Genomic DNA, 12965 nt, shown 5'->3' with positions numbered 1-12965 from the left:
CGAACAGTTAACATTTCAGCGTGGTTGTACGCGAAACTATTCGTGTTTCTAATCCGCCTGCTTGGCCCGATGCACCGTCAAAGTCACCCGATTGGTTTCACACATGAACGTGGAGAGATGTACGGGCTCGTCCTTGGCATCGAAGGCGATTTTCAAAATCCGAAACAAATTGGCCCCGACATCGCATTCCAGCAGCTTGGCATAGTCCTGTGTCGCGCTAATGACATCGATTTCTTTATCGTTGCTTACGATCTCCGTCCCGTATTCCTCGGCCAAAATTTTATACGTGGACTCGTTCATCGCGATCTTCTTCTCCAGATCGGGGAATCGGGTCAGGGAATAATGCGCGATATCGTAGAACAGCGGGCGTTCATTGACATACATGAGACGCTCCAGCTCCAGGACAGGGCTGCCGGCTTCAATCGCAAGATGCCCGGCCACCTCTTCCGTCGCTTCAATGACATTGCTTCGTAGAATGCGGGAATTCGGAATCATGCCAAGCTGGTGGCTGAACTCCGAGAATCCGCTTACAGACAGCAGCTCGTTGTGAAATTTGTTGGAGGCCACAAAAGTCCCCCGCCGCGGAATCCGGGTAAGGGCTCCTTCCCGCACCAGTTCCTCAATCGCTTTGCGGATCGTAATCCGGCTTACGTTATAAATGTCGCACAGCTCTGCTTCCGTCGGTATTTGCTCATCCGGTTTGTATCGCCCGTGCTGGATGTCATTCTTCAACATCTGCCGGATCTGCATATACAGCGGTTGAGGGGTCGAAGGATTTAAATTCATCGAGCATTCATCCTTATCCATCAATGATCATTTCTTATCCCTCTATTATACATTGATGGTCGCCCTCAGTCACCATGCGGCAAAATAGCTGATGGTTTTCGCGGCCCTTTGCGCGCCTTGCTCCAGGCATTTATCGACCGGAAGCCCGCTCAGCGTCCCGTAAATAAACCCGGCAATAAAAGAATCCCCCGCCCCCAGCGTATCGACGACCTCTACTTCAACGATCCCATGCTTATAAAATTGGACGCCGTCATAAGCCAGCGAGCCGTTGTCGCCCAAGGTAGCCACGACGATTCGGGGACCCCGGGCCTTGATTTCCCTCATCAGATTCCGGATATGCTCGTCATCCTGCGTATAAGACAAAAACGGATAGTCCACATAAGGCGCAAGCGTCGTTACGAGTTCATGGTCCAGCTTATCGGCAAAGTCAAAAGAGGTCAGCAGCCCCTTTTCTTTAAAAAAAGGATAATAGCGGTCGGCATGGCCCCATATTGCGGAATGGACGAGCTGAAACGACTCCGTAAACCGAAGATCCTCCGGACTGAGGGAGAAGCCGGACATTACGCCTTCCTCATAATCTCCCAGCTTTCTTTCGCTGCCTGCCATTTCGACGTAGGTCACCGCAGTGGTCCCTTCTTTGGCCGATACCCTTGACGTATCGACGCCCTTATCCTGGATCGCCCGGACCATGATCTCCCCATAACGGTCGGTTCCCACCCAGCCAATATAGGCGGTGTCCGCGCCCAATTCAGTCAAATAGACGGCCACGTTCACCGGGTTTCCTCCAGGGTAAGCCTCACCGGTAGACTGATACACGTCCATGCAGTTGTCTCCGACGGTCACGATTCGCATTTTCTCTCACCTTCCCTCTGTTCAAAGAAGAGTGCCGCCTGGTATTGCAGCACTCCCGGTGCATATTAATATTCCATCTTGCGGTAATATCTTCTCAGCGTTAGCGGATGGTTTCTCTCGCGTTCCAGATAGACGCTGATCCGGCTGAGCAGCGCCCAGTTGATGCTGACTGCGAAATGCTTCCGGAACTCTTCGCTGATACCTTCCATGGCAAAATCCTTGGTATCGATGACCGTCAGTCGCTTCGTGACTTTTTCGGCAAAACGTTCTACGCGATCTGTCAGCGGCCGAGTCTCATCCTCGCCCTTCAGCAGGATAACGCTGGTATCTTCCACCACAAGCTCGAGCGTACCGTGGAAGAACTCGGCTGCATGAATCGATTTGGCCTTGATCCACTGCATCTCTTCCAGCACGCACATGGCATAAGAATACGTATTGCCCCACAGGTTACCGGAGCCGACCATCATGTGGTAGTCGGTGTCTTTATGCTCAATGGCAAAAGCTTCCGCCTTGGGGTCGAATGCTTTGACGGCGTCCAGAATAGCCCGCGGAAGCAGGGCTACTTCTTTCGTGAACTGTTCGTATTGAGGGAACTCGTTACGGTTATGCATGAACCGGAATACGACCATATACAGCAGCATGAAAAACGTATCGAAGGAATGCTTCTCCGATCCCGTCGTGATGCAGTGGTCCACCAGCTTGGTGATCGGCGTATCCGGCTCGGCCACCAAAGCAAAGGTTGTTGCCCCCCGAGATTTGCAGTATTCGATGGCCTCGATCATCTCCTTGGTGGTTCCCGATACCGAGGTGAAGATACATACCGAATCTTTGCTGAAATGCTTGTTGTTCATCACCACGAATTCGGCGGCGATTTCCGCGTGCACGTCGATCGACGAATTGGATTTGAGGATATATTCGTAAGGGTACATCATGGCGATCGTGCCGCCGGCACCGATCATGAAAATGTTGCTGTAACCTTTCCGGCAGATCCCGTCCACAATCTCCTCGATTTGGCTTCGGTATGCCAGCCCTTCTGTTTCAACAAGTCTTAGGAAAAGCTCTTCGTCAAATTTAAACATTGATCGATTCCTCCTGTACCAGAGCAGGTGCGCTCCGATTCTTTATTTGTTATGTCTTGTATTATATTTTGGTAATACATTTGTTGCAATCATTTTTTAAATGACAGATCGTTACGCCACGATATGCGGTTTGTTGTCCGGGTCCCTTGTTCGGCCATATTTCTTTTCCCAGTAATAGTAGACGGGCAAGCCGGTTGCGATGACGATCAACGCGGCGATCATCCCCTCAAGTGGAGCCCAGGTAAACGTTCCCCAAGCAAGCCACGCCGCTCCAAGAATGGCCAGAACCGTCGTCACCCTCCAAATAGGCATTCTGTAAATCGGCTTATAATCCTCCCTTTTCCGGCATTTATAGACGGCGGCAAAGTCCAAAATGTTGATGACCAGCTGGATCAGGGTAAAATACCCGAGCAGCGAAGTTAAATCACTGAAAAATACAAGGATGCAGGCATAACTCACCTGGGCCACAATCGAAAAACTTGGTGTTTCATACTTGGGATGAACCTTGGCAAACCGTCGAAAGAACAGCCCGTCCTTGGCCATGGCGTATTCCAGGCGGGGCTGGAACATGATGCACGAGCTTAAGGAGCCTAGGATGACGATGATGGCCGTGACCGCCACGAATGGGGACGCGATGTTGGCCAACCCCGGAATATAGCTGACCGCATCGGACACGGCAGCGCTGGAACCCAGCAATTTGTCAAAGGGCATAAGCCCCGTAATGCACACCGAAAGCAGCGTGTATAACCCCAGGACAATCAGCACCGAGCTAATGAGCGCTTTTGGCAGCACTTTGCCCGGATTCCGGATTTCTCCCGCCATGAAGCAGATCGACGCCATGCCCGTGTAGGCCCAGGTTGTGGCCGAAATGCCGCCAATCAAGCTGCCGCTTGCGGAGCCGGGCGCGGGGGTGTAGGAGAAGTGATCGTAATTCATGTACATCAAACCTAAAACGATCACGATCAGAAACGGAATGATTTTGATCAGCGTAATGACGACTTGAAATCGCCCACCCTCCTTCACGCTCCGGTAGTGAATGGAGGTGATGAACAGAATAATCGCGATCCCCAGCAGTTTGCCGGCGATTCCCGAGAAAAACGGAAAAAAGGTTGCCAGATACGTGACGATCGCCAGCGCCATGATCGAAATGGACGGGGGATCCAGCGCCCAGAACGTCGCCCAGCCATACAGGAAGGCAAGCGGTCGCCAGCCCGCCTTGTTCAGATAAACGTAACCGCTTCCATTTTCGGGATAGGCCGTTGACAGCTCCGCTAGCACCATGACTTGCGGTATGGCGATCACGCCGCCGATAATCCAGGCCAGTATCGATATCGAGGGCAATCCCGCGGCTCTGGCTACGTCTCCGGTTGAGACGAATATCCCGGAGCCGATCGTCGTTCCGACGGCCAAAGCCAAAGCGGACCAAAAGCCCAGCTTTCGTGTAAGTGTGCCATTACTCATCGTGAGTTCCTCCATATCAAGATGATTAGATGCCTATTTCCCGTATTTTCCGGATCGAATGCATGAGTGTATCGTGCGGATCTTGATAATAATGAAATCCCATGATTTCCAACGAACAAGTGCCTTGGTATCCATGCCGTTTAAGACTTTCAAGGTAACCTCTCCAATCCAGCGTCCCCTCGTCCAAGGCCAGATGAGCGTCCGTCGCTCCATCCCCGTCGATCAAGTGAAAATGGCAGAGTTCCTTCAGCGTAGAGAAATAATCCTCTGGTCTCTCCCCGGCGAGCTGCATCGCTACGGTGTCGATCATTCCTTTGAGCGCCGGCGATCGGATCTCGTCCATCATTCGTTGAATGCCTTTGACGTCGGTGATGAGGTTCGATTCGAAGCGGGTTAAAGGCTCCAAAGCAAGCGTGACTCCCTCCCGCTCTGCCACCTTGGACAGCCGACCGATCGAATCGGCGGCATACTTCCAGGACTCCTCGACGGGTACATGAAAGCTTCCGATTCCAGAGGTGACCAGCATCATGTTGGCGTCCAATTCCAGCGCTGCGTATACATTTTCGACAAAGTAATCAACGCTTCTCTGCCGCAGCTCCTGATCCGAAGCCGCAAGATTAAACGGATACACGCATTGTTCTGGGGTATAACAAACCACCTTCATGTTCCTTGATTTGAGATCCTTCCTGATGCGCCTTAATTGGCCGATCCCTCCCCGATACACGTAAAAATGGGGCTCGCCTGCCCACAGCTCGATCCGATCCACCCCCAGCTCCGTCATGGATTCAAGAAAATGCTCGAACGGAAAATGCCTGTACGTAATATTCATGCCTGCAATATTCATGGCTCCACCTTCTCTTGAAAACGCTTTATATTGTTATGTCTTGTATTATATTCAACGAATACAATAATTTCAATCCATTTCGCAAAAAAAAATCCCGCCAAGAGTTCCCTAATAAAAGGGATTTCTTAACGGGTTTTGACCGCGATTTTTATTATAAAGCCTGCAAACATTAAGCTGCTCTCTGATTGTACACACGCATCGCAAAGAAATAAGCGACGAGCATAATGCCGATACACCACGCAAGCGCAATCCAGATATCATTGCCTACCGGTTGATTTGATAATAGCGCACGGATGGTTTCCACGATTGAAGTTACCGGCTGATTTTCGGCAAAAGCGCGAACGACCTTCGGCATCGAATCGGTCGGCACAAAGGCCGAGCTGATAAACGGGAGGAAGATAAGCGGATAGGAAAATGCGCTTGCACCTTCGACCGATTTACCGGACAATCCGGCAATCGCCGCAACCCAAGTTAAAGCCAGCGTAAACAGAACGAGTATGCCGGTTACGGCGAGCCATGGAAAAATCCCTGCCGAAGAGCGAAAGCCCATAATAAGTGCTACGACAATGATGACGATAAGAGAAATGACGTTGGATACCACCGAGGTCAGCACGTGCCCCCACAGCACGGCGGAACGAGCAATCGGCATGGAGTGAAACCGCTCAATGATGCCCCGTTGCTTATCCATAAACAGGCGGTAAGCCGTGTAGGATATCCCGCTTGCAATCGCAATCAGCAGGATGCCGGGCAACAGATAATTCACATAGTTATCCGTATCGGTTTGAATTGCGCCGCCAAACACATAGACAAACAGCAGCATCATCGCAATCGGTGTAATGCAGACCGTGATGATGGTGTCCATGCTGCGAAAAATATGGCGCATGGAACGTCCTAGCATAACGTTCATGTCGCTGAAAAAGTACTTGTTCATCGTTACTTACCCTCCTTATTACCGATGATTGCGAGGAAGATCTCCTCCAATGAAGGTTGTTTTTCCACATACTCCACCTTTGCAGGCGGGAACAGCTTTTTCAGTTCCTCAAGCGTGCCATTGGTAATAATCCTACCCTCATGCAAAATGGCAATTCGATCGGCAAGCTGCTCAGCCTCTTCCAGATACTGTGTGGTCAGAAATATCGTCGTGCCGCCGTCCGCCAGTTCCTTTACGGTCTTCCAAACCTCGATGCGTGCTTCAGGATCAAGCCCGGTCGTTGGCTCGTCGAGGAAAATAATCCGCGGATTACCCACAAGGCTCAAGGCGATGTCGAGCCTGCGGCGCATCCCCCCTGAATAAGTAGATGCCTTGCGGTCCGCGGCATCTGTCAGGCCGAAACGTTTGAGCATGTCATCCGCAACCTGACGCGGATGTTTAAGGTGGCGCAGCTTGGCGATCAAAATCAGATTCTCCCGCCCGGTCAATATCTCGTCAACCGCGGCAAATTGCCCGGTCAGACTGATCGCATGCCGCACATTCTCGGGATTTGACGCAACGTCAAATCCGTTTACAACGGCTGTGCCTCCACCCTGTTTGAGCAGCGTCGTAAGAATTCTGACAATCGTCGTCTTGCCCGCGCCGTTGGAGCCAAGCAAAGCGAAGATTTCACCCTGCCTCACATCAAAATCGACGCCCTTCAGAACCTCTGCGTCCTTGTAAGATTTTCGCAGACCTTTAACTTCAATCGCTGTTTTCATCCCGATCCCCCCTATTTATTTTTTATCCGTATCCTTTTTCGCCGTCTTGTTAGCTCCTTGGCCAATAGATTCTTGATAAATGTCTGCGTACGTTTTTGAATCTTGGATTAGATCATCGCAAAAAGCCGCTACGTCACTGCCCGTTACTTCGAGCACACCTTTCCCTGAAGCCGCGCCTTCCTCAAATAGATCGACAATCCCCGAGAGCAAATCCGTCCCTTCGGTTAGTTCAACTGGGCCGACCTTAAAGAGATACTTTTGAATCTCTTTATAAACAATCTGATAATCCTGCGGAAGCGCTTTGACGCGCGCCACGTGCGCTCGCCACTCTTTTCTGCCTTCGATGATATCTCGGATTCTCATGTCATCTCCCTCCTATTTGCCTAATTTTTTTGCAATATTATGGTTGAGCTGCTCGCGCCACTTGTCGCGAATAGACTTTGCCCCTTCTTCACCCGCCAGGGCTGAACAGAAGCCTTTGATATCGCCACCCAAAACCTCTTGAACATTTTGACCATCAGCCGCCGTTTCTTCGAGCAGCCCAAGCACACCGTCAAGAATTGGCATGAGGTTGCGGCCGGTGAAATCGGAGTGCGGCCAAAGATATGCATTAATTTGTTCCCATGCCGCTTGATAGTCAGCCGGCAGCTTTTTGGCTCGCGATTCAAAGGCTTTCATTTCCTTCGTCATGTCGCTGCCTGTGATTCTTTCCCAAAAATTCATCGTTTCTCCTCCTTTAATTCGTTGATTTTTGATGATACGAACTCCCATTTTTCCCAGAACTTCCGCAGCTCCTCACGTCCCGCGTCGTTGATCGCGAAGAACTTTCGCGGCGGTCCCATGTCGGAGGGCTTCTTGGTGGTCTCCACCAATTTGTTTTTTTCAAGCCGGATCAGGATGGTGTACACCGTTCCCTCCACAACATCCTTGAAGCCGAGGGCGTTCAGCTGCCGTGTAATTTCGTAGCCGTAGGTTTCTTTGCGGCTTATAATTTCAAGGACACAGCCCTCAAGCACACCCTTGAGCATTTCCGTTAGGTTTTCCAGCACAATCACTCCTTGCTATTCTGTACGACTGGTATGCAGTATTACTTACTACTGCTATAAAGTAACACGTAGTAGCCGCTTTGTCAACGGGTCTTTGTTCCAGCAGGAATAACTTCAATGTTGATCATCCGTTTCAACCACGGTTCCCCCTATATGTTCTTATCATTTTCGGCTAAAAGTGTATGTTCTTATCCTCAAGGTTTTGATAATAAGAACATAACCGTCAAAACAAAAAAAAGCCGCTGCTACGCGGCTTATATGCTTCTATGTACTTGTCGTCAAACATCCTTTAAGGATGTGTCTTCCCAAAAAGTTAGTTAGTTTCCCTAATGGTGCCCATACAAAAACGCGAGATAGTCGATGTCTCACGTTTAATAATAAAACTAAATTTGAATTCGGTTTCTAATCATAAAAGTAAATTCTATTGTGCAGTCAATATAATCGGACCATCCGCAGTAATGGCTATCGTATGCTCGTACTGTGCGGAAAGCGAACCGTCAGCGGTTCTGGCAGTCCATCCGTCGGCATCAATCGTCATAAACGGTGCTCCGGCATTTAGCATCGGCTCGATCGTAAATACCATCCCTTCCTTCAAGCGGAAGCCTTTGCCCGGATTCCCCACGTGCGGATAATTCGGTTCCTCGTGCATCTCCCTTCCCACGCCATGACCGAGCAGATCGCGCACCACCGAAAATCCGTTGCGCTCGGCATGGGTTTGAACCGCATGCATGACATCGCCGATCCGGTTTCCGACTACAGCCTTTTCGATACCAAGATATAAGCATTCCTTCGTTACCTGCATCAATTTACGGGCTTCGTCCGACACCTCACCGACCGCATAACTCCAGGCTGAATCGCCGATCCAGCCATCCGCCTCCGCGACGATGTCGATTGTGACGATGTCGCCTTCCTTGAGCGGCTTCCGGTTCGGAAAACCATGGGCGATGACGTCGTTGACAGACGCGCATGTCGCAAACGGATAGCCGTTGTAGCCCATCGTATAAGCCCTGGCGCCATTCTCCTTCAAAAACCGCACCGCGAACGACTCGATATCGAGCGTTGTGACACCCGGACGGATCATATCTGCAATGGCTTGGTGAAAAGCAGCGACAATGGAGCCCGCTTTTCTCATCTCTTCAATTTCAGAGCTCGATTTCAGGATGATCATTCCATTTATCTCCCCTTTGACTGTAAAGCTGAAAAAATCATCTCGACAAACCCTTCCACATCCAACTCGCTCTGCATGTTGTGGTGGATGTTCAATGCTGCACAGCCTATAAGAGAGCCAAATATCAGATTTGCTGTTTTCTCCGGGGATTTGGAGTCGATTCCTTCACGAATCATTTCCACAAAAGGCGAATAGATCCGCTCCTGAAAATCGGCAAACAGCTTGATGAACCGGTTTCCGGGGAAGTGATGAAAATTATCCGCAACCGATTTAAGCAAAATAAATACGGAAGGATCCTGGATGCACTTCCGCAGGAGCAGCCTGGAGAACGACTCAGCTTCATGCGAACGGCCGCCCTCCCCCGTCAAAGCGGGCTGAACTGCCGACTCCGTTCGATTCAGGGCATCCCACAGTAAATCTTCCAAAAGCATTTGCTTATTTTTGTAGTAATGATACACGGTTCCGTAGCCGAGCTCTGCCTTGACCGCAACATCGCGGATTTCCAATTGAATCCCCTTCTCCAAATAAACCTCAGCAGCCGCTTGCATAATTTGGTTCATCCGTATCTCCCGGATCGCATCATTCTGTTCTTTGGTACGTGGTGACATGGCTCCTCCTTTTTTTGACCTGCTGATATGTCTATGTAAAACCAATATACATCATGTGGAAATATAGATCAAGTCATTCGACGCTGCCTTCTGATGGACTGCCCATGACATGCAATATTTGATGATTCTTAATACAATACATAAAAGCCGCAACTGATGCGGCGATTCTTATCGTTCAATAAATTTGGATGCAAACATCGTTATCCGTTGCTCCCTTCTCCATAAATAAGTTACACTGACACATGATAAACCTTTGCCAACCTCTACCTACTCTATTTTTATTGGAGGCTTTTATGAAACTCGCTACCTTTTTTCCTTATCGGAACGACGCAAGAAAGATATTGATTCCTTATTTAAATCAATTAACTGAAGCACAGTGGTATGCAAGGCATCCGGACCACCCGAATTCCATCGCTTGGATCGTTGAGCACATCGCTCGCAGCGAAGACGAATGGATTAACGTGATTGCTCTTAAAGAAGAGCGGCGGCTCAAAGGCGTTCTGGATCACCCACAGCAGATTCTCCAGGCATATATCGACATACGTAACCATACTGACCTCAAACTTAGCGCCATGGAATACGATGAAGACGAGCCAGCCATACAGCTCCCTCATTTTTCAGACGGTTGGGAACCGCCTTCACCGCCGACGCTCCGATGGATCTTCCATCATATTTTCGATCATGAGTCGTACCATATCGGTCAAATCGGCGTCATTGCACGGTTGAACGGATTCGACGGACCGCTTTTCTGACTAGGTGTGTGCTGTTGACAGAACTTATGCATTGTGCTTCAATATGAACGAATTTAAAAATATTCATTCCGAACGGAGTAATGAGTCATGAGCAAGAAAGAAGACATCTTTAAATGCGGGAAGGAGATATTCAGTTCAAAAGGATTCAAGAAGACCAGCATCGCGGAAATAGCGAAATTAGCCGGCATTGGCGTTGGAACGTTCTACAATTATTATTCATCTAAAGAGCAGTTGTTTTTAGAGATCTATATCCAAGAAAATGAGAACCTCAAGAAACGACTTTTCGAATCGCTTGATTTAGAGCAAGAACCGCTGGAGCTGATAAACCAACTGGTAACGAAGAATATCGAGGCCGTTAACACCAACCCAATTTTGAAGGAATGGTACAACCGGGATTTCTATAAGGAACTGGAGCAGTACTACAGGCAAGAAGGCAGCAAAAATCTGGACTCCTTCCGAAGTCTTTACACAGAGCTATTTAAAGCCTGGAAGTCTGCAGGGAAAATCAGAGCGGATATTGATGAAGAGCTACTCCCCGTTTTCTTTGATTCGTTGGTTTACATCGATACGCATAAAGATGAAATCGGTATCCAATACTTCCCTCAAATTATTCAATACCTAGCGGAATTTATTCTGAAGGGCCTAACGGATCATCCTAGATGATTCATGATAGGCCTTTCCTTTAACCATTGGGTGAATGAATATAAATATATTCATTCTAGCTTCCGTGCATAAATGAAAGTACCGATTCATAAACGGTAGCAAAACCGAATGCAATCTATTTTGGCAAGCGGTCAATCTTATGAAGTTAATCTAGCGTGAACTTTGCTGCCCTTCGATTTTGACATCAAGAATATACTCGAATTTTGAATCAATGTGCAGTTAAAAATAATGGGGTTCGGGTGGTATGAAAATGAATATTAGGAAAGTGGCCATCATTGTAGGAAGTTTATTGATCCTCAGCCTGTTTATTTCCACGCTGGGCGATGGAAGCTCGAAAGCAGAGCGCAATGGAGATTCTGACTTCTCCGAAGTGGATGCGTATATTGCTCGTGAGATGGAAAGGCAAAACCTGCCGGGTCTGGCTCTCGGGATTGTACAGGGGGATCGCATTCTTTACCTGAAAGGATATGGTCAAGCTGATTCTTCGGGCCGTCCTGTAACACCCGAAACGCCTTTTGGAATAGGCTCGATCGGAAAGTCAATTACAGCTATGGCCGTTCTGCAGCTTGCGGAAGAAGGAAAACTTGACATAGATGCACCTATACAGCGCTACATCCCTGCCAAATTCAAAGGTGCACAGTTTATTACTGTACGTCAGTTACTAAACCAAACAAGCGGGTTCTCCCAAATCTCGACTTTTAGCAATACGCTGTCAAGCATCAATGACCAAGATCAAGATGCTCTGGAGAAAAACGCCTTATCTTATGCGGAAAAGTTTTTACAGAATACCACGCAAACCGAACATTCCTATAGGTATTCAAACGCTAATTACGTACTGCTTGGCTATATTGTGCAACAAGTGCCCGGCCAATCGTATGGCGACTATGTAAAGGAACATATTTTTAGTCCACTTTCTATGCAGAACAGCTTCGTTACGCACGATGAAGCAGCCGAGCACGGGTTAGCTACGCCATACCGGCGCATATTTGGGCACAATATTGCTTACGATGGCCCTTATATTTTTATTCCAGGGGATGCTCCGGCGGGGTATCTTTATTCCAGTGCAAAAGACATGAGCCATTACTTGATCGCACAAATAAACGGCGGCAGCTTTGAAGATGATTCTGTGCTCTCTCCGGAAGGTGTGCGACTGATGCAGACCGAACCTGTGCCGGGAACGTATGCCATGGGTTGGATGTCGGGCCGCATGAACGGGATGCCGGTTATTGGTCAGCCGGGTGGTTCAATAGGCTTCCAAGCCCAAACCTATATTGTTCCTGAGCAAGAGCTGGGCGTTATCGTTTTCTCCAACGTACTGGGCGCGATCGATTCCACTTTTCTCAAAACGCATGTCATTACGACTACCGATATTGCTTCCGGTGTCATTAGCATACTGAATGGGCATCCGTTTGAAGGAACATTTCTTAGCATTTCGGTGAAATATTTGCTTATAAATGGACTCATATTCGTGCTAAGCGCTTGGGGAATATACTCGACCGCTCGTACTGCGAAGCGCTGTTTTGGCTTCAAGAAGCCTGATCCTGATACTGCAATATCGATTAAAGTTGTATCGAAAATTGCTCTGGAATTCGCAGGCCCTCTAATCATCCTGATATTGAGCACGACGAAAATCATGCCAGTATGGCATATTGCCACCATCTATCAGCCGGACGTCATTTTATGGGTAAAGATCATGTCTGTGCTTATGGCAATGAAGGGAAGCATGGAATTGACTCAGTTGATTCAGTCGATTCGGCTTGACAAAAAAAACGAGCAGCGGTTCCGCCACCAAGGATGACGAACCGGACGCGAACCCTTTGGAGAGAGGTTTCGTTCATCACAACTTTTTCACCCGCCAGACATTACGGTCGGCGGTTGGTGTCGATGGCAATCTTATTCCCGGGCATTTTTTCGTTGGTATGAGTGCCCTTCTACCAGAAGCATATAACAACAGCCGTTTCTCGGGTTTCCACCGGGTAACGGCTGCTCATCATCTCTTGAATTTACATTTCGT

15 protein-coding genes are annotated in these 12965 nt (G+C 48.8%); 3 read left to right on the top strand and 12 right to left on the bottom strand.

The window, feature by feature from the left end:
* Nucleotides 1–48: 48 nt before the first annotated feature.
* From MKX76_RS07560 to MKX76_RS07505, 12 genes are all read right to left on the bottom strand, one after another.
* Nucleotides 49–786, bottom strand: a complete 738-nt coding sequence (locus MKX76_RS07560; RefSeq protein ID WP_213615613.1) for a GntR family transcriptional regulator — start codon at nt 784–786, stop codon at nt 49–51.
* 69 nt (nt 787–855) lie between these two features.
* Entirely contained in the window at nt 856–1638 is a 783-nt protein-coding gene (frlD, locus tag MKX76_RS07555; protein WP_341033347.1) for a fructoselysine 6-kinase, read from the bottom strand.
* 65 nt (nt 1639–1703) lie between these two features.
* Nucleotides 1704–2717 carry an SIS domain-containing protein gene (locus tag MKX76_RS07550; RefSeq protein WP_341033346.1) on the bottom strand — a complete coding sequence of 338 codons (1014 nt, stop codon included), beginning with the start codon at nt 2715–2717 and terminating at the stop codon, nt 1704–1706.
* 111 nt (nt 2718–2828) lie between these two features.
* A complete protein-coding gene (locus MKX76_RS07545) occupies nt 2829–4178 on the bottom strand; it encodes an amino acid permease (protein WP_340900496.1) in 1350 nt (449 codons plus the stop codon).
* Nucleotides 4179–4203: 25 nt separating this feature from the next.
* Complete coding sequence (locus MKX76_RS07540; protein WP_341033345.1) at nt 4204–5022, bottom strand: sugar phosphate isomerase/epimerase family protein; 819 nt, start codon at nt 5020–5022, stop codon at nt 4204–4206.
* A gap of 169 nt (nt 5023–5191) precedes the next feature.
* Nucleotides 5192–5953, bottom strand: coding sequence for an ABC transporter permease (locus MKX76_RS07535; RefSeq protein ID WP_341033344.1), 762 nt, complete (start codon nt 5951–5953; stop codon nt 5192–5194).
* Nucleotides 5954–5955: 2 nt separating this feature from the next.
* Nucleotides 5956–6714, bottom strand: coding sequence for an ABC transporter ATP-binding protein (locus MKX76_RS07530; RefSeq protein ID WP_341033343.1), 759 nt, complete (start codon nt 6712–6714; stop codon nt 5956–5958).
* 15 nt (nt 6715–6729) lie between these two features.
* A complete protein-coding gene (locus MKX76_RS07525; protein WP_007128059.1) occupies nt 6730–7077 on the bottom strand; it encodes a DUF1048 domain-containing protein in 348 nt (115 codons plus the stop codon).
* Nucleotides 7078–7089: 12 nt separating this feature from the next.
* Complete coding sequence (locus MKX76_RS07520) at nt 7090–7437, bottom strand: DUF1048 domain-containing protein (RefSeq protein WP_213615621.1); 348 nt, start codon at nt 7435–7437, stop codon at nt 7090–7092.
* Entirely contained in the window at nt 7434–7742 is a 309-nt protein-coding gene (locus MKX76_RS07515; protein WP_279615609.1) for a PadR family transcriptional regulator, read from the bottom strand. The genes MKX76_RS07520 and MKX76_RS07515 overlap by 4 nt, the downstream gene beginning before the upstream one ends.
* A 439-nt stretch (nt 7743–8181) precedes the next feature.
* The gene (gene map / locus MKX76_RS07510) at nt 8182–8928 is read right to left on the bottom strand and encodes a type I methionyl aminopeptidase (protein WP_007128062.1); all 747 of its coding nucleotides are present in this window, start codon (nt 8926–8928) and stop codon (nt 8182–8184) included.
* A gap of 5 nt (nt 8929–8933) precedes the next feature.
* The gene (locus tag MKX76_RS07505) at nt 8934–9536 is read right to left on the bottom strand and encodes a TetR/AcrR family transcriptional regulator (protein ID WP_210094856.1); all 603 of its coding nucleotides are present in this window, start codon (nt 9534–9536) and stop codon (nt 8934–8936) included.
* Between the two features lie 293 nt (nt 9537–9829).
* On the opposite strand from MKX76_RS07505, the gene MKX76_RS07500 reads away from it, so the two are divergent.
* The 3 genes from MKX76_RS07500 (at nt 9830) to MKX76_RS07490 (ending at nt 12749) form a co-directional block, all read left to right on the top strand.
* A complete protein-coding gene (locus MKX76_RS07500; RefSeq protein WP_251534843.1) occupies nt 9830–10288 on the top strand; it encodes a DinB family protein in 459 nt (152 codons plus the stop codon).
* Nucleotides 10289–10375: 87 nt separating this feature from the next.
* A complete protein-coding gene (locus tag MKX76_RS07495) occupies nt 10376–10951 on the top strand; it encodes a TetR/AcrR family transcriptional regulator (RefSeq protein WP_251534842.1) in 576 nt (191 codons plus the stop codon).
* Nucleotides 10952–11201: 250 nt separating this feature from the next.
* On the top strand, nt 11202–12749 hold the full coding sequence (locus tag MKX76_RS07490; RefSeq protein ID WP_341033342.1) for a serine hydrolase domain-containing protein: 1548 nt from the start codon (nt 11202–11204) through the stop codon (nt 12747–12749).
* The last annotated feature ends 216 nt before the right edge of the window (nt 12750–12965 follow it).

It is taken from the genome of Paenibacillus sp. FSL R5-0810 (assembly GCF_038002285.1).
GTDB lineage: Bacteria > Bacillota > Bacilli > Paenibacillales > Paenibacillaceae > Paenibacillus_AQ > Paenibacillus_AQ lactis.
The sequence above is the reverse complement of the archived record's forward strand: the minus strand, read 5'-3'. Positions and strand labels throughout refer to the sequence as shown.